At 68.2% G+C, this 21,630-nt stretch carries 21 protein-coding genes; 16 read left to right on the plus strand and 5 right to left on the minus strand.

What is annotated here, in order from left to right; translation table 11 throughout:
- Positions 1 to 24: 24 nt before the first annotated feature.
- Positions 25 to 504, minus strand: coding sequence for an NUDIX hydrolase (locus BLV92_RS24045; protein WP_090549886.1), 480 nt, complete (start codon positions 502 to 504; stop codon positions 25 to 27).
- A gap of 236 nt (positions 505 to 740) precedes the next feature.
- Here BLV92_RS24045 and BLV92_RS24050 point away from each other — a divergent pair, with 236 nt between their 5' ends.
- On the plus strand, positions 741 to 1,205 hold the full coding sequence (locus BLV92_RS24050; RefSeq protein ID WP_090549889.1) for a pyridoxamine 5'-phosphate oxidase family protein: 465 nt from the start codon (positions 741 to 743) through the stop codon (positions 1,203 to 1,205).
- 99 nt (positions 1,206 to 1,304) lie between these two features.
- On the opposite strand, the gene BLV92_RS24055 is transcribed toward BLV92_RS24050, so the two are convergent.
- Positions 1,305 to 2,198, minus strand: coding sequence for an AraC family transcriptional regulator (locus tag BLV92_RS24055; RefSeq protein ID WP_090549892.1), 894 nt, complete (start codon positions 2,196 to 2,198; stop codon positions 1,305 to 1,307).
- A 164-nt stretch (positions 2,199 to 2,362) separates the two neighbouring features.
- On the opposite strand from BLV92_RS24055, the gene BLV92_RS24065 reads away from it, so the two are divergent.
- From BLV92_RS24065 to BLV92_RS24090, 6 genes are all read left to right on the plus strand, one after another.
- Positions 2,363 to 3,169: an SDR family NAD(P)-dependent oxidoreductase gene (locus tag BLV92_RS24065; protein WP_090549898.1), complete on the plus strand. Its 807-nt coding sequence runs from the start codon at positions 2,363 to 2,365 to the stop codon at positions 3,167 to 3,169.
- Positions 3,170 to 3,478: 309 nt separating this feature from the next.
- Positions 3,479 to 3,808 (plus strand): hypothetical protein, encoded by a 330-nt coding sequence (locus BLV92_RS32215; RefSeq protein ID WP_090730106.1) that lies wholly within the window; start codon positions 3,479 to 3,481, stop codon positions 3,806 to 3,808.
- Between the two features lie 102 nt (positions 3,809 to 3,910).
- Positions 3,911 to 6,061, plus strand: a complete 2,151-nt coding sequence (locus BLV92_RS24075; protein WP_090549904.1) for a phosphocholine-specific phospholipase C — start codon at positions 3,911 to 3,913, stop codon at positions 6,059 to 6,061.
- Positions 6,062 to 6,454: 393 nt separating this feature from the next.
- Positions 6,455 to 8,920, plus strand: coding sequence for an EAL domain-containing protein (locus tag BLV92_RS24080; RefSeq protein WP_342029118.1), 2,466 nt, complete (start codon positions 6,455 to 6,457; stop codon positions 8,918 to 8,920).
- 48 nt (positions 8,921 to 8,968) lie between these two features.
- Complete coding sequence (locus BLV92_RS24085) at positions 8,969 to 9,280, plus strand: hypothetical protein (RefSeq protein ID WP_090549910.1); 312 nt, start codon at positions 8,969 to 8,971, stop codon at positions 9,278 to 9,280.
- 42 nt (positions 9,281 to 9,322) lie between these two features.
- Positions 9,323 to 10,930, plus strand: a complete 1,608-nt coding sequence (locus tag BLV92_RS24090; protein WP_090549913.1) for a methyl-accepting chemotaxis protein — start codon at positions 9,323 to 9,325, stop codon at positions 10,928 to 10,930.
- A 36-nt stretch (positions 10,931 to 10,966) separates the two neighbouring features.
- Here BLV92_RS24090 and BLV92_RS24095 read toward each other — a convergent pair whose 3' ends face one another.
- On the minus strand, positions 10,967 to 11,194 hold the full coding sequence (locus BLV92_RS24095; RefSeq protein ID WP_090549916.1) for a hypothetical protein: 228 nt from the start codon (positions 11,192 to 11,194) through the stop codon (positions 10,967 to 10,969).
- Between the two features lie 214 nt (positions 11,195 to 11,408).
- Between BLV92_RS24095 and BLV92_RS24100 the strand changes: the two genes are divergently transcribed.
- Positions 11,409 to 12,266, plus strand: coding sequence for an alpha/beta hydrolase (locus BLV92_RS24100; protein ID WP_090549919.1), 858 nt, complete (start codon positions 11,409 to 11,411; stop codon positions 12,264 to 12,266).
- Positions 12,267 to 12,282: 16 nt separating this feature from the next.
- Here BLV92_RS24100 and BLV92_RS24105 read toward each other — a convergent pair whose 3' ends face one another.
- Positions 12,283 to 12,693, minus strand: a complete 411-nt coding sequence (locus tag BLV92_RS24105) for a hypothetical protein (RefSeq protein ID WP_090549921.1) — start codon at positions 12,691 to 12,693, stop codon at positions 12,283 to 12,285.
- Positions 12,694 to 12,932: 239 nt separating this feature from the next.
- On the opposite strand from BLV92_RS24105, the gene BLV92_RS24110 reads away from it, so the two are divergent.
- Positions 12,933 to 13,370, plus strand: a complete 438-nt coding sequence (locus tag BLV92_RS24110; protein ID WP_090549924.1) for a cupin domain-containing protein — start codon at positions 12,933 to 12,935, stop codon at positions 13,368 to 13,370.
- A gap of 39 nt (positions 13,371 to 13,409) precedes the next feature.
- Here the strand turns inward: BLV92_RS24110 and BLV92_RS24115 are convergent, their stop codons facing one another.
- A complete protein-coding gene (locus BLV92_RS24115) occupies positions 13,410 to 14,756 on the minus strand; it encodes a polyhydroxyalkanoate depolymerase (RefSeq protein WP_090549927.1) in 1,347 nt (448 codons plus the stop codon).
- 364 nt (positions 14,757 to 15,120) lie between these two features.
- Here BLV92_RS24115 and BLV92_RS24120 point away from each other — a divergent pair, with 364 nt between their 5' ends.
- The 7 genes from BLV92_RS24120 to BLV92_RS24150 all read left to right on the plus strand — a co-directional run bounded on the left by BLV92_RS24120 (position 15,121) and on the right by BLV92_RS24150 (position 21,594).
- Positions 15,121 to 15,780 carry a glutathione S-transferase family protein gene (locus BLV92_RS24120; RefSeq protein WP_090549930.1) on the plus strand — a complete coding sequence of 220 codons (660 nt, stop codon included), beginning with the start codon at positions 15,121 to 15,123 and terminating at the stop codon, positions 15,778 to 15,780.
- 132 nt (positions 15,781 to 15,912) lie between these two features.
- Positions 15,913 to 16,872: a 4-hydroxyproline epimerase gene (locus BLV92_RS24125; protein WP_090549933.1), complete on the plus strand. Its 960-nt coding sequence runs from the start codon at positions 15,913 to 15,915 to the stop codon at positions 16,870 to 16,872.
- A 5-nt stretch (positions 16,873 to 16,877) separates the two neighbouring features.
- On the plus strand, positions 16,878 to 18,029 hold the full coding sequence (locus tag BLV92_RS24130) for an NAD(P)/FAD-dependent oxidoreductase (protein WP_373681900.1): 1,152 nt from the start codon (positions 16,878 to 16,880) through the stop codon (positions 18,027 to 18,029).
- Positions 18,022 to 18,300, plus strand: a complete 279-nt coding sequence (locus BLV92_RS24135) for a (2Fe-2S)-binding protein (protein ID WP_090549941.1) — start codon at positions 18,022 to 18,024, stop codon at positions 18,298 to 18,300. Before BLV92_RS24130 ends, BLV92_RS24135 begins: the two co-directional genes overlap by 8 nt.
- Positions 18,297 to 19,586 carry an FAD-dependent oxidoreductase gene (locus BLV92_RS24140; RefSeq protein WP_090549944.1) on the plus strand — a complete coding sequence of 430 codons (1,290 nt, stop codon included), beginning with the start codon at positions 18,297 to 18,299 and terminating at the stop codon, positions 19,584 to 19,586. Before BLV92_RS24135 ends, BLV92_RS24140 begins: the two co-directional genes overlap by 4 nt.
- Positions 19,587 to 19,672: 86 nt before the next feature.
- On the plus strand, positions 19,673 to 20,473 hold the full coding sequence (locus BLV92_RS24145) for an AraC family transcriptional regulator (RefSeq protein ID WP_090549947.1): 801 nt from the start codon (positions 19,673 to 19,675) through the stop codon (positions 20,471 to 20,473).
- 200 nt (positions 20,474 to 20,673) lie between these two features.
- Entirely contained in the window at positions 20,674 to 21,594 is a 921-nt protein-coding gene (locus BLV92_RS24150; RefSeq protein ID WP_090549950.1) for a dihydrodipicolinate synthase family protein, read from the plus strand.
- The last annotated feature ends 36 nt before the right edge of the window (positions 21,595 to 21,630 follow it).

Here is a 21,630-nt window from a genome sequence, read left to right on the forward strand (position 1 = left end):
GCGCGGGCCGCCCCCTGCGAGCGATCACGTCGCGATGTGGTCGCTCGTGTCTTCCTGACGGTCGTCGTCTTCGTCGTCATCGTCATCATCATCGTCGTCCGTCATCGAACCGTCACCGAACGGCGCCTGTTGCATGATCGCGTCCGGGTGCCGGAACGCGAGCCGCACGATCTCGCGCGTCGATACGCTTGTGACGAGCGTCGGCGTTTCTTCGGGACGGAACCAGTCGCACGCGGAAATCTCGTTGTGCGGCTTCGGCGTCAGGTGGTCGGGCAGGTCGGTCACGAAGATGTGATGGCGCTTGCCGAGGCCGCGGAACTGGAACAGGTACGTGAGTCCATTGACGACGAGCGTCGTCTCTTCCGCGAGTTCGCGCAGCGCCGCGTCGTGCGGCGACTCGGTGCGCCGGATCGTGCCGCCGGGGAGCGCCCACCGCGACCAGCGGCGCGTGACGAGAAGAATCTTGTCGCGCCTTCTGCACAGGATGGTGGCTCGGTCTTTCACTTGCTTGCTCGGGTGGATGCGAAGTTGGGACGATTATCGGTGCAACGCGTCGGGCGTGCGCTGCGTGCCGCAAAAAAATGTGCCGTAGTGTGGCGGATCGCGGACGGTCCGCGGTCGATCACGCTTCCGTCCTGCCCGTCGTGCCGGTCACGAAGCAACGCGCGTGCCGCCGCGTCGGCGATAATGCGCGACACCCTCGATACCCATTCGAACCGGCAACCGGCGGAGACACGACGATGATGAACGACACGGTGCTGCACTACATCGACCAGAGCGTGCTGTGCTGGCTCGCGACGGTGGACGACGACGGCGGCCCGAACGTGTCGCCGAAGGAGATCTTCTGCGCGCGCGGCCGCGACGAACTGCTGATCGCGAACATCGCGTCGCCGGGCAGCCTGCGCAACATCCGGCAGCGTCCGCTGGTCTGCGCGAGTTTCGTCGACGTATTCGTGCAGAAGGGCTTCAAGCTGAAGGGCGTCGCGCGCGCGATCGTTGCCGGCGAACCGGCGTTCGACGCCGCGGCGGAACCGCTCGCGCGGATGGCCGGCGCGTCGTTTCCGTTCGCGAGCGTGTTCGTCGTCGCGGTGAAGTCGGTCGAGCCGATCGTCGCGCCGCGCTATCGGTTGTACCCGGACACGACCGAGTCCGCGCAGATCGAATCCGCGTTGCAGACCTACCGCGTGCAGCGGCCCGCGCGTTGATCGCATGACGAAGCGGGCGACGGGGACGCGCAACCGCTTCGCGCGCAACGTCGGCGCGCGGCGGCCGTGGCGACCATGGCGGCCATTGCCGCGTTGCGTTTACGGCGTCGCGGCGGCGCGCAACGCGGCAATGTCGCGGCGCGGCGACGAGCCGAACATCCGCGCGTATTCGCGGCTGAACTGCGACGGGCTTTCGTAGCCGACCTGGAACGCGGCGGTTTCCGCGTTGGCCGCGCCGGTCACCATCAGGTGCCGCGCTTCGAGCAGACGCAACTGCTTCTGGTACTGCATCGGCGTCATCGACGTGAGCGCCTTGAACTGGCGGTGGAACGCGGACGGACTCATCTGCGCGATCGTCGCGAGGTCCTCGACGCGGATCGTCTGCGCGAACCGGTCGCGCAGCGCGTGGATCGCGCTGACGACGCGCGGCACGTGGCTGCCCGCGAGCGCGAGCGCGACGACGTCGCCGCCGTGCGGCCCGGTCAGCAGCCAGTAGCACAGCTCGCGCATGATCATCGGCGCGAGCACGGGAATCGCGTGCGGCGTATCGAGCAGCCGCACCATCCGCAGCACGCAGTCCGCGAGCGGCCCGTCGAAGCCGGTCACGAACACGCCGCGCCCGGCGCCGTCCGCGGGCTGCGGCGGGTCGTCGAGCGCGTTCAGTACGTCGCGCATCGCGGTCACGTCGAACTCGATCACGACGCCGAGGAACGGCTCGGTCGGGCTCGCCTCGACGATCCGGCTGAACGCGGGCATCTCGACGCTGACGACGAGCGCGTCGCCCGCGCGGTAATCGACGCGCCGGCCGCCGAACGTCGTCCACTTCGCGCCCTGCGCGACGACGCACAGCGCCGGCTTGAAGATCGCGTGCGACGCGAGTTTTTCGTGATCCGAACGAAGCAGCGTCAGCCCCGCAACCGGCGTCACGAACGGGCTGGCCGCCGCGCCGGCGCGGGTGTGGCGTCTGACGAGGTCGAGCAGCGCGTCCGACATGAGCGGGTTTCCTCCATGCTGATGCTCCGCATGTTACAGGCGTTTGCGCCGCGCACGACCGTCCGCGGCAGGATCGGGCAAGAAGCGGGCAGCTTCCGGCATTCATCCGGACGGCGCGCGGCGCTAGCCTTGCTGGCGTTCTACAACACAACCAGGAGCGCCGAATGACGGCAACCAAGGTAACCAGCACAGCCGGCGCGGGCAGCGCCGCGGCATCGACAGCAAGGATTGCAATCGTGACGGGCGGCAGCCGCGGCCTCGGGCGCAACACCGTGCTCAATCTCGCGAAGCGCGGCGTCGATACGATCTTCACGTATCGCGCGAACCGCGTGGAAGCGGACGCGGTGGTCGAACTCGTCGCGCAGGCCGGGCGGCGCGCGGTCGCGCTGCAACTCGACACCGGCGACACGCGCGCGTTCGACGCGTTCGCACAGCAGGCGCGGGATGCGCTCGCGCAGTGGGGCGCGGACCGCTTCGATTATCTGGTCAACAACGCGGGCATTTCGCACCACGCGGCGTTCGACGCGACGACCGAGGACGAACTGGACAGCCTGTACAACGTCCATTTCAAGGGCGTGTTCTTCCTGACGCAGAAGCTGTTGCCGCTGATCCGCGACGGCGGCCGCATCGTGATGATCTCGTCGGGCCTCACGCGGATCGCCGTGCCGGGCAGCGCGCCGTATGCGTCGATGAAGGGCGCGGTCGAAGTGCTCGCGCGTTATCTCGCGAAGGAACTCGGGCCGCGCCGGATCGCGGTGAACACGGTCGCGCCGGGCGCGATCGAAACCGACTTCAGCGGCGGGATGGTGCGCGACAACCCGGAATTGAACCGGCGCGTCGCGGAGATGACCGCGCTCGGCCGCGCCGGTGTGCCGGACGACGTCGGCCCGATGATCGCCGCGCTGCTGGCGGACGACAACCGCTGGGTCAACGCGCAGCGCATCGAGGTGTCGGGCGGGATGGTGATCTAGGCGGAGGGGCTGCTGGCTGCGCGTCGCGTGGGGCGGCGCGCGGCCAGGGTCAATCCCGGCGCGGTATCCGGCCGGTTCGGACCGGCGGCAGGATCGGGCAAGAGGGGCAGGGAATCGAGCGGGTTCACCTGCGTCCGGCCGGTTGGTTCTTTCGTCCACGCATCCGTGCCGGCTCATTCACCGATATGCGTAGGACATATTCCTACACAAAGAGAGTCATCATTCTTACATAGGCGCCCTATATCCTGGTCATCCGAAACGCCGCGCAGCGTCGTGCGAGTGCGGCCCGTCATTCTTCAGCAGGTGACCATGACCGCCGGATCCCCACCTCGCGCGCGCGTCGTCGCGCGTTCGCGCCGAAGTCTTTCGTCATCCAGAACGTGGGCCGCGCGGCTGCTGCCGGCGCTCGCCGTCGCGTGCGCGCTCGCCGGGTGCGGCGACGACGACGCGACGACCGCGTCGCAGCAGGCCGACGATGCGCCGCGCGCGCAACCGTCCGACGCGCCGCTCGCGCAGGCCGTGACCGCGTCGCCGGCCGCCGTCGAGACGCCCGCGCGTCCGTTGGCGCAGACTGACGCGAACGCATCGATCCATGCCGCCGCGCCGCTCGCGACGCCGGTGATTCACACCGTGGACTGAACCAGGCACCGGCCGCGCATCGGACGAAGCGGCTTTGCCGCGCTTTCCGCCGTCTCCGTTGCGAGGCTTTTTTCCCCACCCCCAACGACCGAAGACGAAAAAATGACCCTCAAAAGTCGTCGTGATTTCCTGCGCGCCGCCGCGCAGATGGCCGGCTCCGCCACCGCGATGGGCGTGCTCCCCGCCGGGATCCGCAACGCGCTCGCGATCCCCGCGCACAACGCGAAGGGCAGCATCGAGGACGTCGAACACATCGTGATCCTGATGCAGGAGAACCGCTCGTTCGACCATTATTTCGGCACGCTGCGCGGCGTGCGCGGCTTCGGCGACACGCGCACCGTCACGCTGCCCGGCGGCCAGCCGGTCTGGTATCAGCCAGCCGCGGCCGGCAGCGCCAGCGCCGTGCTGCCGTTCCGCCCCGCGCAGCAGAGCGCGGGCCAGTCGCTCGGCCTCACGTTCCTGCAGGACCTGCCGCACGACTGGAGCAGCACGCATGCGGCGATGAACGGCGGGCTGAACAACCAGTGGGTGCCGTCGAAGGGCAGCACGACGATGGCGTACCTGACGCGCGACGACATTCCGTTCCACTACCAGCTCGCGGACGCGTTCACGATCTGCGACTCGTATCACTGCTCGATCCTCGGCGCGACCGACCCGAACCGCTATTACCTGTGGACCGGCTGGGTCGGCAACGACGGCAGCGGCGGCGGCCCGGTGATCGACAACTCGGAGGCGGGTTACGGCTGGTCCACCTATCCGGAGGTGCTGCAGGCGGCGGGCATCTCGTGGAAGATCTACCAGGACATCGGCATCGGCCTCGATGCGGCCGGCTCGTGGGGCTGGACGCAGAACCCGTACATCGGCAACTACGGCGACACGTCGCTGCTGTACTTCCACCAGTATCAGAACGCGCAGCCGGGCTCGCCGCTGTACGACAACGCGCGGACCGGCACGAACGCGGCGGCCGGCGACGGCTACTTCGACATCCTGAAGCGCGACGTCGCGAACAACGCGCTGCCGCAGGTGTCGTGGGTCGTCGCGCCCGAAGCGTATTCGGAGCATCCGAACTGGCCGGCGAACTACGGCGCGTGGTACGTCGACCAGGTGTTGCAGATCCTCACGTCGAACCCCGAGGTGTGGAGCAAGACCGTGTTCCTCATCAACTACGACGAGAACGACGGTTTCTTCGATCACATCGTGCCGCCGTTCCCGGCGACGTCCGGCACGCCGGGCAAATCGACCGTCGATACCGTCAACGAGTACTACACGACCGGCACCGGCGAGTATCCGTCCGGCAAGTACGAGTCCGGCGCATACGGGCTCGGGCCGCGCGTGCCGATGCTCGTCGTGTCGCCGTGGTCGCGCGGCGGCTGGGTGTGTTCCGAGGTGTTCGACCATACGTCGGTGATCCGCTTCATCGAGCGGCGTTTCGGCATCCGCGGCAATCTCGGCGAGTCGAACATCACGCCGTGGCGGCGCGCGGTGTGCGGCGACCTCACGTCCGCGTTCAACTTCGTGAATCCGAACGATTCGCTGCCGAACCTGCCGCCCACGACCCGCTACGCGCCGCCGGACCGCGACCGTCATCCGGATTACGTGCCGGCCGTGCCGCAGACGCAGGCGGCGCCGAAACAGGAGCCGGGGCTGCGTCCCGCGCGGGCGCTGCCGTACGAACTGTTCGTGCGCGCGAGCACCGAAGGCGCGCACGGCAAGCTGTCGATGCGCTTCATCAACACCGGCCGTCGCGGCGCGGTGTTCCTCGTGTATCCGGCGGACGGCGCCACGCCGCGCACCTACACGGTCGAAGCGGGCAAGCGCCTCGAAGACCAGTTGCCGCTCGATACGGACGGCGCGTACGACTACACGGTGCACGGGCCGAACGGTTATCTGCGGCGCTTCGCGGGCAAGGCGGGGAGCGGCGGCTTTGGCAACCTGTGGACCCGCCACGACGTCGCGCGGCCCGACGTGACCGAGGGTTACGACGTCGCGAACGGCAACCTGCAACTGTGGCTCGAAAACCTCGGCTCGGCGCGGTGCCAGTTCACGATCGTCAATGCGTACGAGCCGGCCCGCGCGATGAAGCAGACGGTGATCGGCGGGCGCACGCAGAACCTGTATCTCGACCTGCGCAACGCGTATGGCTGGTATGACCTGACGGTCTCCGTCGATGGCGATTCGGGCTTCGTGCGGCGCTTCGCGGGGCACGTCGAGACCGGGCGGCCGGGGTATAGCGATCCGGCGCTGGGAGGCTGACCTTCGGGTCGCGCCGCTTGTCGGCGGGCAGTCGGGTTTGTTTGTGGAAATGGCTTGCGGCATGTGCCGCAAGCCATTTTTATTTTCAACCGGTGACCAGCGTTTCCGGTTGCCGGTTTTCGTGGTTGCGCTTCGACTGGCGATTACCGCGCACACGACAACGTTTTCGTGCCCGATCCCGCGCGCAAACTCTTCGCGCCGAAGCCTTTCCAGCAAGCCTTTCCGCCGCCTCCACCGCTCCCGCGCCACGTCCCGCACCTTGATTCAAATCAATTGAGCGGCATCAACGGACTGTTACGCTCCACCCATCTTAAAAAACCAGTCGCAGGCGTGGCCAAAGCGATGCATCACCATACGTTAGACGTTGAAATCGGGCGACTGATATCGGGGCCGTTGCTCGACTGTCCCCCCTCCACGCCGATCCGCGATGCCGCGCGCCGGATGGCCGAACGCCGTTGCAGCGCGATCGTCGTCACCGACGGCGGACGCCCGGTCGGCATCTGGACCGAGCATGACGCGCTCGCGGTCGACGACGACCAGGCGGCGTCGCATCGTCCGATCGAGACGGTGATGAGCCGCCCGGTCCGCACGCTGCCCGCGAGCACCCGGCTCGGCGACGCCGCGGTCCACTTTCGCAGCGAACGCGTGCGTCATTGCCTCGTCGTCGACGACGAAGGGAAATCGCTCGGCATCCTCACGCAAACCGACCTCGTGATGAGCCAGGGGCCGGAATTCTTCCTGCGGATGAAGCGGATCGAATCGGCGACGCTGTCGATCCCTTCGGTGATCGACGCCGCGCTGCCGACTGCCGACGCGCTGCGGCTGATGCGCGAGCAGCAGATGAGCGCGATCGTCGTCGCGTACGGGCCGGGCGAATACGGGATCCTGACCGAACGCGACGTGATCCGTCTCGTCGCGGCGGGGCAGTTGCACGGGCCGGTCGGCGAGCATGCGAGCCGTCCGCTGCGCGCGCTGCCGCGCCAGCAGAGCCTCTACGCGGCGCGCCAGTATCTGCTCGAAAACCGGCTGCGCCATGTCGGCGTGCACGACGAGGATGGCCGTCTGGTCGGGCTGCTCGATCTGTCCGGGATTCTCAGCAACATCGAATACGAATACGTGCGCGAGTTGCAGACCGCGCTGCGCGAACGCGACGAGGCGCTGGTGCAGTCGCGCGCGAACCTGCGGCTCGCGGACCGCGTGCTCGAATCGACGCACGACGCGGTGATGATTACCGACCTCGAAGGCGGCATCCTGCGCGTGAACCCGGCGTTCACGCGGCTCACCGGCTACGCGGCCGAGGAGGCGGTCGGCGCGAACGCGCGGCTGCTCAGTTCGGGCCGGCAGTCGGCGACGTTCTATCGCGACATGTGGCACGAACTGCGCGAGAAGGGCCACTGGAAGGGCGAGATCTGGAATCGCCGCAAGGACGGCGCGCTGTATCTGGAGTACCTGTCGATCTCGACGATCCGCGACCCGGACGGCAACTGCACGCACTACGCCGCGATCTTCACCGACATCACGCAACGCCGCCAGGCGGAGGAACGCCTCGCGTGGCTCGCGACGCACGACGCGTTGACCGGCCTGCCGAACCGCACGCTGTTCACCGAGCGGCTCGATCAGTCGATCGCGCGCGCGCGGCGCTCCGGCAAGCGCGTCGCCGTGATGTTCGTCGATCTCGACCGTTTCAAGCTGATCAACGACACGATGGGCCACAGCGTCGGCGACGAGGCGCTCGCCGTGATCGCGTCGCGGCTGAAGCACGCGGTGCGCGAGACGGACACCGTCGCGCGGCTCGGCGGCGACGAGTTCACGCTGCTGATCGAGGACATCGACGACATCCGCCACGTCGGCCAGATCGCGCAGTCGCTGATGGAGCAGGTCGGCGCCGCGATCCATCGCGGCGAGCATCTGCTGTTCGTCACGCCGAGCATCGGCATCAGCATGTATCCGGACGACGCGCTCGACGGCCGCCGGCTGCTGATGCAGGCGGACCACGCGATGTACGAGGCGAAGGACGCGGGCAAGAACAGCTTCCGCTTCTTCACCGCGCCGATGACGTCGTCCGCGATGGAGCGCATCCGGCTCGAAAGCGAGCTGCACAACGCGCTGCTGTCGAACGAACTGGTGCTGTATTACCAGCCGGAGTTCGACGTGAAGACCGGCGAAATCGTCGGCGTCGAGGCGCTGGTGCGCTGGCAGCATCCGCAGCGCGGGCTCGTCGCGCCGGACCAGTTCATCCCGATCGCGGAGGAGTCCGCGCTGATCGTGCCGATCGGCGCATGGGTGCTGCGCGAGGCGTGCCGTCAGGCGCGCGCGTGGCTCGACGAGGGCTTCGACTTCGGCCGGATGTCGGTGAACCTGTCCGGCCGCCAGTGCCGCCACGACGGCTTCCTGCTCGAACTGTCGAACATCCTGAGCGAGACCGGCCTGCCGGCGAGCCGGCTGCAATTCGAACTCGTCGAAAGCATGGCGATGATGACGGGCGGCGGCGGCATCGAAACGCTGCTGCACGAGCTGGCTGCGCGCGGCATCAGCCTCGCGATCGACGACTTCGGCACCGGGTATTCGTCGTTCACGTATCTGCAGGCGCTGCCGGTCGATACGCTGAAGGTCGACCGCTCGTTCGTCGCCGGCATCGGCTCGGACGACGGCAACGGATCGAGCGGCGGCACCATTGTGCGCGCGATCGTCGCGATGGCGAAGTCGCTCGGCCTCGCGGTGGTCGCCGAGGGCGTCGAGACCGAGCAGCAGATGCGCTTTCTCGCCGCCACCGGCTGCGACCGCGCGCAGGGTTTCCTGCTTGCGCGCCCGATGCCCGCCCGCGAGATGCGGCGCGCGGCGTGGCGTCTCGCGGCGTGACGCGCGGTGTTTGCGGATGCCCTTTACGAATCCCTCTGGAGAGATAGCTTGCCTACCAACGACGAACTGCTGCTTCAGTCGATGACGACGCTGGTGAACTCGCACAGCAAGGCGGTGTCGCGCTTCGGCGCGTCGGTCGTCGTGATGAGCAAGTTCATCGAGGCGGTGCTGCCGCTTTTGACGGCGGCCCAGATCGAGAGCCTGCTCGCATCGTTCAGGGCGCGCGTCGGCGCGTCGATGCAGTACGCGGAAGACGCGACGATGCCGCGCGAATTCCGCGAGACGATGCTCGAACAGATCGACCTGCTGGTGCACAACATGCAGGTCGGCCACGGCACGCGCGACAGCGCGCGGCCGTAACCGGACGCGGACCACGCGGACCGGCAGACCGAGGAAGACCCGATGAGAAACCTGACTATCCGGACCGGGCTGATGCTCGTCCTCCTTACGTTTGCGCTGATGCTGGTGGTGGGGGCCGCCGTCGGCGTGTACATGATCGGCCGCGCGAACGCGTCCGCGCAGGTCATCCACGAGATGGCCGCGCAGGATGCGCTGGTGCACGAGGTGCGCGAGGAAGCCGACCGAGCGCGGATCGCGCTTGCATCCGCGCCGAAGGACGGCGGCGACGCGGCCGCGCGCGAGGCGGCGCTCGGCACCGCGCGCGAGGCGCTCGACCACGCGAAGGCGAAACACGACGCGTTGCAGAAGAGTGCCGCGTTCGATGCGGCCGGCACGACGCTGCGCAGTTCGCTCGATGCGTCGTGGACCGCGCTCGCCGGACTGCTCGGCCAGGGCGTGAGTGCGCCCGATGCGTCCGGCGCGGCGAACCCCGTGAATCCGGCGGACATCGCCGCCGCCGCGAACCGTTATGCGACGGACGCGGCCGCGTTCCATGCGCACATCGACGAGGCGACCGACGACACGCTCGCGCGCGGCCGGCGCGAGCATCGCTGGGTGATGGGGATGGTCGTCGTCGGGCTGTTCGGCGCGCTCGCGCTGATCGTCGCGACGCATCTGGCGTTGAGCCGACTGCTGACCGGGCCGCTGCGCGCGGCGGTCGCGTCGCTGAACCAGATCGCGTCGAACGACCTCGTCGCGTTCGTGCCGGAAGGCGGCAGCAACGAGATCGGCCAGTTGTTCAACGCGATGCGCCGGATGCAGCGCGGGCTGAGCGGCACGGTGATGAACGTGCGCCGCTGCTGCGACATGATCAACACCGGCGCGAAGGAAATCGCGGCCGGCAACCTCGATCTGTCGAGCCGCACCGAGCAGCAGTCCGCGTCGCTCGAACAGACGGCCGCGAACATGGAGCATCTGACCTCGACCGTGAAGCGGACTGCCGACCATGCGCGCGAGGCGAGCGAACTCGCGGCGGCGACCACCGACGTCGCGCAGCGCGGCGGCATCGTGGTCGAACGCGTGGTCGCGACGATGGATGCGATCAGCAACAGTTCGCGCAAGATTTCGGACATCACCGGGATGATCGACGGCATCGCGTTCCAGACCAACATCCTCGCGCTGAACGCGGCGGTCGAGGCGGCGCGCGCGGGCGAGCAGGGGCGCGGCTTCGCGGTGGTCGCGGGCGAGGTGCGCACGCTTGCGCAGCGCAGCGCCGTCGCGGCGCGCGAGATCAAGGAACTGATCGACTCGTCCGCGAAGGACGTGCACGACGGCAGCGACCTCGTCGCGGAAGCGGGGGCGACGATGCGCGAGGTCGTCGAGTCGGTGCAGAAGGTGTCGGGGCTGATGAAGGAGATCGCGACGTCGACGATCGCGCAGAGCACCGGCATCCAGCAGATGGAGCAGGCGGTGAGCCAGATGGATCAGGTCACGCAGCAGAACGCGGCGCTGGTCGAGGAGGCGGCTGCTGCGGCTGGGTCGCTGGAACAGCAGGCGACCGAGATGGTCGCGGCCGTCGCGACGTTCAAGCTGTTGCAGAACGGGAAGGGGGGGCAGGAGGCGGTCGAGGAGCCGGAGGCGGACGGTGGGCTGGTCGCGGTGCCGGCTTGAGCCTTGTTTGATGCGCGGAAGGGGGCGGCGCAAGTGTTAGTGCGCCGCCGCCCGCGCAACCAGCGCGACGACGGTCAGCAGGACGGTCAGCGCGCCCACGATGGTGACCGCGTCAAATTCTTCCCAACCTTGCGCGCGCCGCAGCGACGCCGGATACCGTCCGGCGGACGCAACCTTCAGCACCACCCAGCCGATCCAGTAAAAAACGAAGCCGCCGATAAATTGCCAGGCGAGCCTTGCGGCAAACGACAACGCAGTATCCATTGCATTCCACGCGTGACGGGGATTACCACACGCTATCACGCCCCGCGCCGTTTTTCCCACTCCGCCGATGTACCCGGCATAACCGCGCATCGCGTGCGCGCGCACTGAAATTTGGCTGAAAGTCGTCGTTGCTACAGTCGTCGTACGCAGTTCATACGTATCGACCCGCCCCGCACGATCTCGCGGACCGGCGGATGGACAACAGCGACAACTCATGAATCCGGCTCGTGCACTCTGGCTGATACTGGCGCTGCTCTTCACGAACCCCGTCTGGGCGTTTCAGACGAAGGTCGTGTCGATTCCGAGCGCCGCGATGCATCAATCGTTCGACGCGACCGTCGTGCTGCCCGAGCAGTACGCGCACGCGCGGCCCGGTCAACGGTTCCCGGTCGTCTATCTGCTGCACGGCTCCGGCGGCGACTACACGGACTGGACCGCGAACGCGCACATCGGCCGGCTCGCGGACCGCTATCACGTGATCCTCGTGATGCCGGACGGCGGCCACGAAAGCTGGTACATCGACAGCCCGGTCGATCCGCGCAGCCGTTACGAGACCTATGTCGGCAAGGAAGTGGTCGCCTACGTCGACGCGCATTTCCACACGATCGCGACGAAGGAGGGCCGCGCGATCACCGGCCTCAGCATGGGCGGCTTCGGCGCGCTCAGCATCGCGCTCGACCGGCCGAACGAGTTCGGCGCGGTCGGCAGCATCAGCGGCGCGGTCGATCCGCGCAACTGCGAGGACGAGCCGGGCATCGACGGCGTGTTCGGCGACCCGGCGCGGCACCAGGCGTTCTGGGACAGCAAGGCGATCGTCGCGAGCGCGCAGAGTTTCAAGACCGCGCACATCGACCTGACGATCGACTGCGGCGTGAACGACTCGCTGGTCGAATCGAACCGCACGCTGCACGAGCGGCTCGTCGCGCTCGGCGTGCCGCACGACTACGCGGAGCGGCCGGGCGGACACACGTGGGCCTACTGGTCGAACGCGATCCAGTACCAGGTGCTGTTCTTCTCGACGTCGTTCCGGCGCCACGGCTTCGCGGCCGGCATCCGCACCGCGCAGGCGTGATGCGGCCGCGCACCGGTCACGACGATGCGTCGTCGGCCGCCGCGGAATTGATCGCGTCGGCGACGTGCGGGTCGAAGTAGTTCCGATACCAGTCGATCATGTCCTTCACGCAGCGCTCGGCGGGCGGATGCCTGCCCGCGCCGATCAGCTCCGCGCACGCGGCGGTCGTCGCGACCAGCATGCGCGCGGTTTCGGGCACGTAGCGCAGGTCCATCTGCTGGTCGTGCCGCTCGCGGATCACCTGATAACGCGCGTTCTCGGCGAGCGTCGCGGCGCTCGTCAGGAACTCCCATACGCTGACCGGCCGGTCGCCGACGTCGACGGTCAGGTTGCGATGCGTTTCGCGGTAGCCCAGCGCTTCGAGCCGTTCGCAACTGTCGATCACCGTGCCGAGGGCTTCGCGGATCAGATTCCAGTCGGTTTTCATGCGCTTGCGTTTCCCTGTGGATCCGGCAGACGATCGGGCGACGACAGGTCGGCATCGTGCCGGGCCGTCCATTGTCCATCGAAAACGCGAACGCACACGTGCGCGGCCGACCTCAGCGGCGCAAAAAACCCTCACACGAAACCGCCTGCGAAGCTTCCGGGGAACGAAGAACCGGACGAAGCGCGGAATGGAACGCGAAATGCTTGAGTCCAGGCCCACCTTCGCCACGGAGTGTTGCCATGTCTACCGAACTCGCCACCCGTTTTTCGCATGTGAAGCCGCAGGACACGTCTTTCGCGGGCGGCGGCCTGCGAGACTTCTTCCTCTATCGCGATCTGGGCATCGCGGACGCGACGCACGGCAAGGTGGTCGCGCAGCTTGTCAGGGCAAATCTCGCACCGGAACAAGGCACCGGCTGGCACCGTCACGAGGCCGAGTTCCACATCGTCATCATGCTGAAGGGCTGGGCGCGCTTCATGTACGGAGAAAAGGAAACGCTCGTCGAGGCCGGCGACTGCGTGCATCAGGCGCCCGGCATTCCGCACTATCTGTTCGATTACTCGCCGGACATGGAATACCTCGAAATCGTCGGCCCCGCCGACTTCAAGTCGATCGACATCGAAGCGCCGTGCGCGGTCCCCGCGCCGACGCCGTGGCCGGTCGAAAGCACGTCGTAGCCCGCAGCGGCCGGCCGAGCCGGCATAGCGCGCCGCGCGCTATGCCTCGGACGCCTTCGCGATGATCGCCGACGCGTGGTCGTGCGCGTCGAGCAGCGCGCGCAGGCTGACGAGTCCTTCTCCTTCGTGCTCGCCTGCCGTGTTCGCGAAACGTCGCGCGCGCGGTTCGTGGTCGTGGATCGTCGCGCGCACCATCGGATAAATCTGCGAGTCCCACTTGCGGCCGTTGAACACGCCATAGTGGCCGACGCCGGTCTGCACGTGATGCGTCTTCATGTACGGCCGCAGGCCCGAACACAGCTCCTGCGCGGCGACGGTCTGCCCGACCGCGCAGATGTCGTCCTTCTCGCCTTCGATCGTCAGCAGCGCGGTGCGGCGGATCGCATGCGGCTCGACCAGCCGGTCGCGCACCTTCAGCTTGCCGAGCGGCAGCGCGTATTCCTGGAACACCGAACTCACCGTTTCCAGATAAAACTCGGCGGTCAGGTCGGTGGTTGCGAAATATTCGTCGTAGAACGTGCGGATCGCATCGGCCTTCGCGGGGTCGCCCTTCGCGCGCTCGTAGTGCGCGTCCGCGAACGACGCCATGTGCCGGCCAAGATTCATCGACATGAACGCGCCCAGTTGCACGAACCCCGGATACACGCGCCGATGCGCGCCCGCGAAACCGGGCGGCACCGCGCTGATCAGGTTCTTCTCGAACCAGTCGATCGGCTTGCTGTTCGCGAGATCGTTCACCTTCGTCGGGTTCACGCGGCAGTCGATCGGGCCGGCCATCAGCGTCATGCTGGCGGGCTGCGCGGGATCGTTGTCGGCGGCCATCAGCGACACCGCCGCGAGCGCCGCGACGGTCGGCTGGCAGATCGCGACCAGATGCGAGTCCGGGCCGATGCGGCGGATGAACGACATCACGTGCTCGACGTATTCGGCGAAGCCGAAGCGGCCCGCGGACAGCGGCACGTCGCGCGGGTTGTGCCAGTCGGTGATGTACACGTCGTGATCCGCGAGCATCGTGCGGACCGTGCCGCGCAGCAGCGTCGCGAAGTGGCCGGACATCGGCGCGACGATCAGCACGCGCGGCTGCGGCGTGGCGGTGTGCTTGCGGAAATGCAGCAGCGAGCCGAACGGCGTGCGCTTCACGAATTCCTCGGTGACGGCGACCGTGTCGCCGTCCACCTGCACCGTGCCGATGCCGAACGGCGGCCGTTTGTGCGTGAGGCCGGTCATCTCGACCGTTTCGCAGCACGCGTCGAGATAACGGCCGTGCGAAGTCGCCGCGAACGCGGGCCACGCGGCGATCGCCGCGCGCATCGACGACGCGGCGGTGCGCCACGGGCGCGTGAAGTCGGCGCACGCCTGATAGGCGGGATACGAGAACAGGTTCATGGTCGCGGGGCGGGCTGGACTTCGGCTAGGGGCGACAGGAGCAAGGCAATACGTATGCCAGAGCGCCGCACGGCGCCGCACGCGCCATGCGGCGGCGCGCGCGATTGGCACGGTGCTTGCACCTTTCGCCCATGCCGGCGATGCCAACGCGCGAACGCGCACAGCGCGCCGGCAGGCCGTGCCGCGCAGCTTCATGCGGCGCGGCGCGCGGTTCGTTTGCCCATGAGCGCGCAACAGAGCGCACGGCAGCGCAGCGGACCGCCGCAAAGTAGTGCACCGGATGACGTTCGAGGTGCGCCGCGCACCAGCCGGTGCGCGGTTCCGCCCGACGATCCGCTTACGGCAACGGCACCCGGAGGCGCGCATGAGCCAGATGAAGACGACCTTGACGATCAGCAGCCGCAACTACTCGTCGTGGTCGTTGCGGGGATGGCTGCTCGCAAAACTCGTTGGACTCGAATTCGAAACCGTCGTGGTGCCGGTCGACGACGCGGCGGCGCGCGCGGAACTGCTGCTGCTGTCGCCGTCGATTCTCGTGCCGTGCCTGCGGCACGACGGCATCGAGATCTGGGACACGCTCGCGATCTGCGAGTACCTGAACGAGATCCGGCCCGACGCGCATCTGCTGCCGGCCGACCGGAAGGCGCGCGCGCATTGCCGGTCGATCTGCGGCGAGATGCATTCGGGGTTCAGCGCATTGCGTTCCGCGCTGCCGATGAACCTGCGCGGACACTTCCCGAATTTCCGGATCTGGTCGCGCGCGCAGGACGACATCGAGCGGATCGTGACGATCTGGCGCGAGTGCCTGTCGCGTTACGGCGGGCCGTGGCTGTTCGGCGAGATCAGCGCGGCCGACGCGATGTATGCGCCGGTCGCCACGCGGCTGCTGACCTATGACGTGAAGGTCGATCCGGATATCGGCGCGTATTGCGTGCAGGTGCTGAAGCAGCCGTTCGTCGCCGAGTGGATCGCGGCCGCGCAGGCGGAGACGGAGGACATCGACGAACTGGACGTCGAGTTTTGAAGCGGCGCAGCGCGGGCTCGCGAGGCCCGCGCGAAGGCGGTGCGAGCCACCGCCGGCGATATGCCGAAATCGTCATTCCGGCGGGACGATTGGCACAAGACGCGGGTAATGCCCCGTCTTACGATGCGTGCCATGAACACCTCATCCCACATCGACGTAATCGACTCCCACACCGGGGGCGAGCCCACCCGCCTCGTGATCTCGGGCGGCCCGGACCTCGGGCGCGGCCCGCTGGCCGAACGCCTCGCAATCTTCCGGCGCGACTTCGACCACGTGCGCGCGGCGCTCGTCAACGAGCCGCGCGGCTCGGACGTGATGGTCGGCGCGCTGTTGTGCGAGCCGCACGATCCGGCCTGTTCGGCAGGGGTGATCTTCTTCAACAACGTCGGTTTTCTCGGCATGTGCGGCCACGGCACGATCGGTCTGATCGTGTCGCTGGCACACCTCGGCCGCATCGCGCCTGGCGTGCATCGGATCGAGACGCCGGTGGGCGTCGTCGAGGCCGAACTGCACGACGACGGGCGCGTCACCGTGCACAACGTGCCGGCGTATCGCTATCGCACTGGAGTGCCGGTCGACGTGCCGGGTTACGGCCGCGTGCATGGCGACATCGCGTGGGGCGGCAACTGGTTTTTCCTCGTCGCCGATCACGGCCAGTCGCTCGAATTCGCGAACGTCGAGGCGCTGACCGACGCGTCGTGGGCCATCCGGCGCGCGCTGGAAGATAACGGCATCACCGGCGAAGGCGGCGCGCTGATCGATCACATCGAACTGTTCGCGGAGCCGGACAGCGCCGATTTCGACAGCCGCAACTTCGTGCTGTGTCCGGGCAAGGCGTATGACCGCTCGCCGTGCGGCACCGGCACCAGCGCGAAGATCGCGTGCCTCGCGGCCGACGGCGTGCTCGCGCCGGGTGCGGTATGGCGGCAGGCGAGCATCATCGGCAGCGTGTTCGACGCGAGTTATGCGGTCGAGCCGGGCCTGCCCGCCGGCCACGTGCGCCCGAGCATTCGCGGCACCGCGCACGTGAACGCCGAGGCGCGGCTGATCTTCTCCGAAGCCGATCCGTTTGCGTGGGGCATTCGCCAATAATGGGCGTGGCGTCGGCGTCTCCGGACGTGATCGTGGTGGGCGCGGGCATCGTCGGCGCGGCGTGTGCGTACGAGCTGGCCGCAGCGGGCGCGGACGTGCTCGTGCTCGAACGCGCGGTGGTCGGCGGCGGCGTGACCGCGGCGGGCATGGGGCATCTGGTCGTGATGGACGACACCCGCGCCGAGTTCGCGCTTTCCGCATGGTCGCGGCAGTTGTGGAACGACCTCGCGCCGCGCCTCGACGCGCGCCATGCGTTCGTCCGCTGCGGCACGCTCTGGGTAGCCGAGGACGACGAAGAGTACGCGCTCGCGCAGACCCGCCAGCAGTCGCTCGAACGCGACGGCATCGCATGCGCGATGCTCGACGCGCAGCAACTGCGCGCGGCCGAACCGGCGCTGCGCGCAGGGTTGCGAGGCGGGATGCGGGTGCCCGACGACGGCGTGGTCTATGCGCCGGCCGTCGCCGCGTGGCTGCTTGCGCAACCGGTTGCCGGGCGTATTACGACGCGGCTCGACGCGCACGTCGAACGGGTCACGCGCACCGGCGTGCAACTGGCCGGCGGCGACACGATCGACGCCGCCGCCGTGCTGGTCGCGAACGGCCTCGAAGCCGCCGCGCTGTTGCCGGGGCTGCCGTTGCAGGCGAAAAAAGGCCATCTGCTCATCACCGACCGTTATCCGGGGACCGTGCGCCATCAGATCCTCGAACTCGGCTACATCAAGAGCGCGCACAACGCGAGCGGCACGTCGGTCGCGTTCAACGTGCAGCCGCGCCCGACCGGGCAACTGCTGATCGGTTCGTCGCGCCAGTTCGACAGCGTGGACCCGCAGATCGACGCGGCCGTGCTCGCGCGGATGCTCGCGCGGGCCGCGCACTACATGCCGGGGTTGCCCGCACTCAACGCGATTCGCGCGTGGACAGGGTTTCGTCCCTCGACGGCTGACGGCCTGCCGTTGATCGGCCCGGCGGATCATTTCGCCGACGACAGCATGCATCGTTCGACATGGCTTGCGACCGGTCACGAAGGACTCGGCGTAACCACCGCGCTCGCGACGGGGAAGCTGATCGCCGCGCAGTTCGCGGGGGTGGCCGCGCCGATCGATGCGGCGCCGTACCTGCCCAGCCGCTTTGCCCGACGGGAGTCCAGCCATGGCTGAGCCGCGCGTTGCCGTAACGGTGGACGGACAGACCGTGGAAGTGGTGCAGGGCAGTTCGGTGGTCGCGGCTATCGCGCAAGCCATCAAGACGGTGCATGGCGGCGGCGTTGTCACCCGCCGCTCGGTGACCGGCGGGTTGCGCGGCCCGCTTTGCGGAATGGGCGTGTGCCAGGAGTGCCGCGTGACGATAGACGGCGTGCCGCATCGGCTCGCGTGTCAGACGCTGTGCGCGCAAGGCATGGCGATAGCCACGGGGGACGAGCGAGCATGAAATTCGACGTTCTGATCGTCGGCGCGGGGCCGGCCGGGCTGCACGCCGCGCACGTAGCCGCGGGGTCGGGCGCGCGGGTTGGGCTCGTGGACGACAACCCGCTGCCAGGCGGCCAGATCTGGCGTCAGGGTCCGAGGCATCGCGCCAGCGGACCGGCGCGCGCGCTGCTCGACCGTCTCGATGCGCAGGTGCAGCGCGGCGCTTTGCAGGTGCTTGCCGGCACGCGCATCGTGCAGGCGCTGCCCGGCCGGCAACTGCTTGCCGAAACGGCGCAGGGGGGCAGCGTGCTCGGTTACGACCGGTTGATCGTCGCGAGCGGCGCGCGTGAGCGGTTCCTGCCGTATCCCGGCTGGACGCTGCCCGGCGTGACCGGGGCGGGCGGCTTGCAGGCGCTCATCAAGGGGGGGATGGACGTAGCGGGGCAGCGCATCGTGATCGCGGGCACCGGTCCGCTGTTGTTCGCCGCTGCGGCGACCGCGCGCGCCCAGGGCGCGCGCGTCGTCGCGCTGGTCGAGCAGGCGGGCGCGGATGCCGTGCGGCGGTTCGCGATGCAGTTGATCCCTACGCCCGCGAAGCTCGCGCAGGCGCTGCGGCTGCGTTACGACCTGCGCGCGACGCCGTACTGGCTCGACGCCAACGTGATCGAGGCGGGCGGCGACGCGCAACTGACCCACGTGCGGATCAGGCGCGGCCGCGATGAAGTCCGCGTGGATTGCGATCGCCTTGCATGCGCGTACGGGCTCGTGCCGAATACGTCGCTCGGCGCGGCGCTCGGCTGCCGGATCGATCGCGCGTCCACGGGCGATGTCCATGCGTCGGCTATCGTCGTGGACGCTTACCAGGCCACGTCGGTCGAGCACGTCCACGCGGCCGGCGAATGCACGGGAGTGGGCGGCATGGAACTCGCGGCCGTCGAAGGACGCATCGCGGCTCATGCGGCAGTCGGCGCACGCGAACGGGCGCACGCGCATTTCGCGGAGCGCGACCGGTATCGGCGTTTCGCCGCGCGCCTGCACGCGGCGTTCGCGCCCGATCCGCGTCTGTGCGAACTGGCGACGCCGCAAACGACGTTCTGCCGCTGCGAGGACGTGGCGTTCGGCGACGTCGCGCAGCATCGTTCGTGGCGCGACGCGAAACTTCAGACCCGCTGCGGAATGGGGCCGTGCCAGGGCGCGATCTGCGGCGCGGCGGCGTCGTTCTGCTTCGGCTGGACCCAGGGCGCGCCGCGGCCGCCGCTCGCGCCGGCCCGCATCGGCACGCTGCTGCAAGCCGGTCTCGAAGAGTAACGCAGGTTCGATAAGGCATAGAAGGAGATGCGCGGCGGTGACGGAGACGGCACAATGCGTGTCTTCTCCCGGACGCCTTCACCACCATGGTCGATCTGGCCTTGCCCATCATCGAGAATGCGACGCTGGCCCAGATGGTCGCGCATTTTTCCGTGCTCGAACCGGTGTTCGACGCGATGCCCGACGTGGTCTTTTTCGTGAAGGACCACGAGGCGCGTTACGTGCTCGTGAACACCACGCTGGCCGCGCGCTGCGGCTTCAAGGATAAGCGCGCGCTGATCGGCAAGATCGCCGCCGACGTGTTTCCCGCGCGTTTCGGGCGCGTATACACGGCCCAGGACGAGGCCGTGCTGCGGCTCGACAGCAAGCTCATCGACCAGCTCGAACTGCATCTTTATCCGGGCCGGCAGCCGGGCTGGTGCCTGACCTCGAAGGTGCCGCTGCACGACGCGCAGGGGCGCGTGCTCGGCGTCGCCGGCATTTCGCGCGATCTGCAGGCCGCCGAAGGCACGCATCCCGCGTACCGCCGTCTCGCCGCCGCCGCGCGCCACATCCAGGAGCACTATGCGCAGCCGCTCAAGCTCAGCCATCTCGCGACGCTCGCCAACATGTCCGTCGCGCAGATCGAGCGGTACTTCCACAAGGTGTTTCACCTGACGCCGAGGCAGATGCTGCTGAAGACGCGCCTCGACGCCGCGTCCGAACTGCTGGCGAGCGACCTCAGCATCACCGATATCGCGGTGCGCTGCGGTTACACCGATCACAGCGCGTTCACGCGCCAGTTCAAGGCCACCGTGGGCGTGACGCCGAGCGAGTATCGCGTGCTGCTGCATCCGCACGCGCAGGGCGGTTCGGCCGGTCCGGCCGCTGGCGAAGCCGCTGCCTGACGTCTCCTCGCCGCGCGCGTCGCGGCCATCCCTACCGCGGGTTTTCACTGACGGGCGGCGCGCGTTCGCGCGGCGGCACTATGCCGATTTCGTCACGTTGAGCCGCAAAATCCTCCAAGCTACCGGTATTACGGATAGCCATACTTCTTCGAATCGCTGACCCCCTGTCGGCACAACTTTCAACGAAGGAGAGAGGAATCGTGAGCGGCAACGCAATCCAGTGGAGCGGGGTCTTTCCTGCTGTCAGCACCCAGTTGAAGCCGGACTTCTCGGTCGACCTCGACGCCACCCATCGCGTCGTCAGCAACCTCGTGAAGGACGGCGTGTCGGGCCTCGTGGTGTGCGGCACCGTGGGCGAGAACACGTCGCTCGCGACTGCCGAAAAGATCGCCGTGATCGAAGCGGCGCGCGACGCCGCCGGCGGCAAGGTGCCGGTGATCGCGGGCGTCGCGGAGTTCACGACCGAGTTCGCGCGGCAGACCGTGCGCGAGGCGGCGCGCGTCGGCGTGGACGGCGTGATGGTGATGCCGGCGCTCGTGTATTCCGCGAAGCCGCACGAGACGGCCGCGCATTTCCGCGCCGTCGCGTCGAGCACCGACCTGCCGGTGATGGTCTACAACAATCCGCCGGTCTACAAGAACGACGTGACGCCCGACGTGCTGATCGCGTTGCAGGATTGCGAGAACATCGTCTGCTTCAAGGATTCGTCGGGCGACACGCGCCGTTTCATCGACCTGCGCAACGCGGTCGGCGATCGCTTCGTGCTGTTCGCGGGGCTGGACGACGTGGTGGTCGAAAGCATCGCCGTGGGCGCGGAGGGCTGGGTGTCGGGCATGTCCAACGTGTTCCCGAAAGAAGGCGAGACGCTGTTCCGGCTTGCGAAGCAGAAGCGTTTCGACGAGGCGCTCGCGCTGTATCGGTGGTTCATGCCGCTGCTGCACCTCGACGCGCGTCCGGACCTCGTGCAGTGCATCAAGTTGTGCGAGGAACTGGTCGGTCGCGGCAGCGCACTCACGCGTCCGCCGCGTCTCGCGCTCGAAGGCGACGCGCTCGCGCACGTGAAGGCGATCGTCAAACAGGCGCTCGACACGCGTCCGGCGTTGCCGGACGTCGGCCTCTGATACGCGATGCATCGACGGCTCGGGATACGACAGCGG

The organism is Paraburkholderia caballeronis (assembly GCF_900104845.1).
In the GTDB taxonomy this organism is placed as follows: domain Bacteria; phylum Pseudomonadota; class Gammaproteobacteria; order Burkholderiales; family Burkholderiaceae; genus Paraburkholderia; species Paraburkholderia caballeronis.

What these genes read in the sequence shown, in the direction of transcription:
- BLV92_RS24050 (WP_090549889.1), top strand. Translation starts at nt 741, where the DNA reads ATGATGAACGACACGGTGCTGCACTACATCGACCAGAGCGTGCTGTGC.
- BLV92_RS24055 (WP_090549892.1), bottom strand. Translation starts at nt 2,198, where the DNA reads ATGTCGGACGCGCTGCTCGACCTCGTCAGACGCCACACCCGCGCCGGC.
- BLV92_RS24065 (WP_090549898.1), top strand. Translation starts at nt 2,363, where the DNA reads ATGACGGCAACCAAGGTAACCAGCACAGCCGGCGCGGGCAGCGCCGCG.
- BLV92_RS32215 (WP_090730106.1), top strand. Translation starts at nt 3,479, where the DNA reads ATGACCGCCGGATCCCCACCTCGCGCGCGCGTCGTCGCGCGTTCGCGC.
- BLV92_RS24075 (WP_090549904.1), top strand. Translation starts at nt 3,911, where the DNA reads ATGACCCTCAAAAGTCGTCGTGATTTCCTGCGCGCCGCCGCGCAGATG.
- BLV92_RS24090 (WP_090549913.1), top strand. Translation starts at nt 9,323, where the DNA reads ATGAGAAACCTGACTATCCGGACCGGGCTGATGCTCGTCCTCCTTACG.
- BLV92_RS24095 (WP_090549916.1), bottom strand. Translation starts at nt 11,194, where the DNA reads ATGGATACTGCGTTGTCGTTTGCCGCAAGGCTCGCCTGGCAATTTATC.
- BLV92_RS24100 (WP_090549919.1), top strand. Translation starts at nt 11,409, where the DNA reads ATGAATCCGGCTCGTGCACTCTGGCTGATACTGGCGCTGCTCTTCACG.
- BLV92_RS24105 (WP_090549921.1), bottom strand. Translation starts at nt 12,693, where the DNA reads ATGAAAACCGACTGGAATCTGATCCGCGAAGCCCTCGGCACGGTGATC.
- BLV92_RS24110 (WP_090549924.1), top strand. Translation starts at nt 12,933, where the DNA reads ATGTCTACCGAACTCGCCACCCGTTTTTCGCATGTGAAGCCGCAGGAC.
- BLV92_RS24115 (WP_090549927.1), bottom strand. Translation starts at nt 14,756, where the DNA reads ATGAACCTGTTCTCGTATCCCGCCTATCAGGCGTGCGCCGACTTCACG.
- BLV92_RS24120 (WP_090549930.1), top strand. Translation starts at nt 15,121, where the DNA reads ATGAGCCAGATGAAGACGACCTTGACGATCAGCAGCCGCAACTACTCG.
- BLV92_RS24125 (WP_090549933.1), top strand. Translation starts at nt 15,913, where the DNA reads ATGAACACCTCATCCCACATCGACGTAATCGACTCCCACACCGGGGGC.
- BLV92_RS24135 (WP_090549941.1), top strand. Translation starts at nt 18,022, where the DNA reads ATGGCTGAGCCGCGCGTTGCCGTAACGGTGGACGGACAGACCGTGGAA.
- BLV92_RS24140 (WP_090549944.1), top strand. Translation starts at nt 18,297, where the DNA reads ATGAAATTCGACGTTCTGATCGTCGGCGCGGGGCCGGCCGGGCTGCAC.
- BLV92_RS24145 (WP_090549947.1), top strand. Translation starts at nt 19,673, where the DNA reads ATGGTCGATCTGGCCTTGCCCATCATCGAGAATGCGACGCTGGCCCAG.